General features: G+C 71.9%; 1 protein-coding gene. It reads left to right on the plus strand.

The window, feature by feature from the left end; translation table 11 throughout:
* Positions 1-108: 108 nt before the first annotated feature.
* On the plus strand, positions 109-1,269 hold the full coding sequence (locus tag DBR36_RS13745) for a cystathionine gamma-synthase (protein ID WP_108320280.1): 1,161 nt from the start codon (positions 109-111) through the stop codon (positions 1,267-1,269).
* Positions 1,270-1,786 lie beyond the last annotated feature (517 nt).

Here is a 1,786-nt window from a genome sequence, read left to right on the forward strand (position 1 = left end):
GCGCGGCTACCTCAGCAAGATCTTCGACGACGAATGGATGACCGCGCGCGGCTACGAGGTCGAGGCCGTGGCATCCCTTCTTCCCCCCACCACCGAGGAGCACTCCGCATGAGCACCCACGACGCCGCCCGCGGCTTCGACAGTCTCGCCGTCCACGCCGGTCAGGCGCCCGACGAGACCACCGGCGCGGTCATCCCGCCGATCCACGTCTCGACGACGTACGCGCAGGACGGCATCGGAGGTCTACGCGGCGGGTACGAGTACGGGCGCAGCGGCAACCCCACCCGCACGGCGCTCGAGACCCAGATCGCGGCGCTCGAGGGCGGGGCACGCGCCCTGTCGTTCGCCTCGGGCCTCGCCGGTGAGGACGCCCTGCTGCGCGCGGCCCTCGTCCCGGGCGACGAGGTCCTGCTCGGAAACGACGTCTACGGCGGCACCTACCGCCTGCTGGCTCGGGTGCTCGGCCCGTGGGGTGTGAAGCTGCGGGTGGTCGACATGAGCGACCTGGATGCCGTGGCATCCGCTGTCCAGGAGCGCGCGCCGAAGATGGTCTGGGTCGAGACGCCCAGCAACCCGATGCTGCGCATCACCGACATCGAGGGTCTCGCCCGCCTCGGCCACGCGGCCGGCGCCCTGGTGGTCGTCGACAACACCTTCGCGTCGCCGGCCCTGCAGCGTCCGCTCTCGCTGGGTGCCGACGTGGTCGTGCACTCCGCGACCAAGTACCTGGGCGGACACAGCGACGTCGTCGGGGGTGCGCTCGCGTTCGCCGACGCTGGCCTGGCCGAGAAGGTGCAGTTCCTGCAGTTCGCCGCGGGCGCGGTGTCGGGTCCGTTCGACGCGTACCTGACCACGCGCGGCATCAAGACCCTCGCGGTCCGCATGCAGCGGCACAGTTCGAACGCGCAGGCGGTGGCCGAGCACCTGCTCGCGCACGACCGCGTGGCGAAGGTGTACTACCCGGGACTGCCCTCGCACCCCGGTCACGAGCTGGCCGCGCGGCAGATGAGCGGCTTCGGCGGCATCGTCTCGCTCGAGCTCGCCGACGCCGCAGCCGCCCGCCGTTTCGCGGAGTCGACCCGCCTGTTCACGCTCGCGGAGTCGCTCGGCGGTGTGGAGTCCCTGGTGAACTACCCGGATGCCATGACCCACGCCTCGGTGCGCGGAACCGAGCTGGCGGTTCCCGAGACGATCGTGCGCCTGTCGGTGGGCATCGAGTCGGTCGAGGATCTCGTCGCCGACGTCGACCAGGCGCTCGCCGCGCTCTGACCGCCGGTACGTCATCGTCGGCCGTCGACGTCGGGGCGCCGCGTCAACGGCGTCTGTACGCCGTCGTCGGCCCTCGAGGTCGGGGCGCCGCGTCCACGGCATCCATAAACGCTCTTCCTGCCGAGAAACGCGGTACCGCGGCGTTTCTCGGCACGGAGAGCGTTTATCGAGGTGTCCCGGCGCCCGGCGCCCGGCGCCCAGCGCACGGCACCGGGACACACGGCACCGGACGCCCGGCTCCGACGTCGACCAGGCGCTTGCCGCGCTCTGACCGGCGGGGCGCCGCTTCATCGGCATCCATAAACGCTCTTCCTGCCGAGGAACGCGGCAGCGCGGCGTGTTTCGGCACGGAGAGCGTTCATCGAGGCGTGCCAGCGCCCAGCGCCCGGCGCCCGGCGCCTGGCGCCCGACACCCGGCGCCGATGTTGACCAGGCGCTTGCCGCGCTCTGACCGGCGGGGCGCCGCTTCATCGGCATCCATAAACGCTCTTCCTGCCGAGGAACGCGGCAGCGCGGC

This window comes from Microbacterium sp. HMWF026 (genome assembly GCF_003061325.1).
Classification (GTDB): domain Bacteria; phylum Actinomycetota; class Actinomycetes; order Actinomycetales; family Microbacteriaceae; genus Microbacterium; species Microbacterium testaceum_E.

Coding starts and splice junctions, on each gene's coding strand:
- DBR36_RS13745 (WP_108320280.1), top strand. CDS start 109: ATGAGCACCCACGACGCCGCCCGCGGCTTCGACAGTCTCGCCGTCCAC.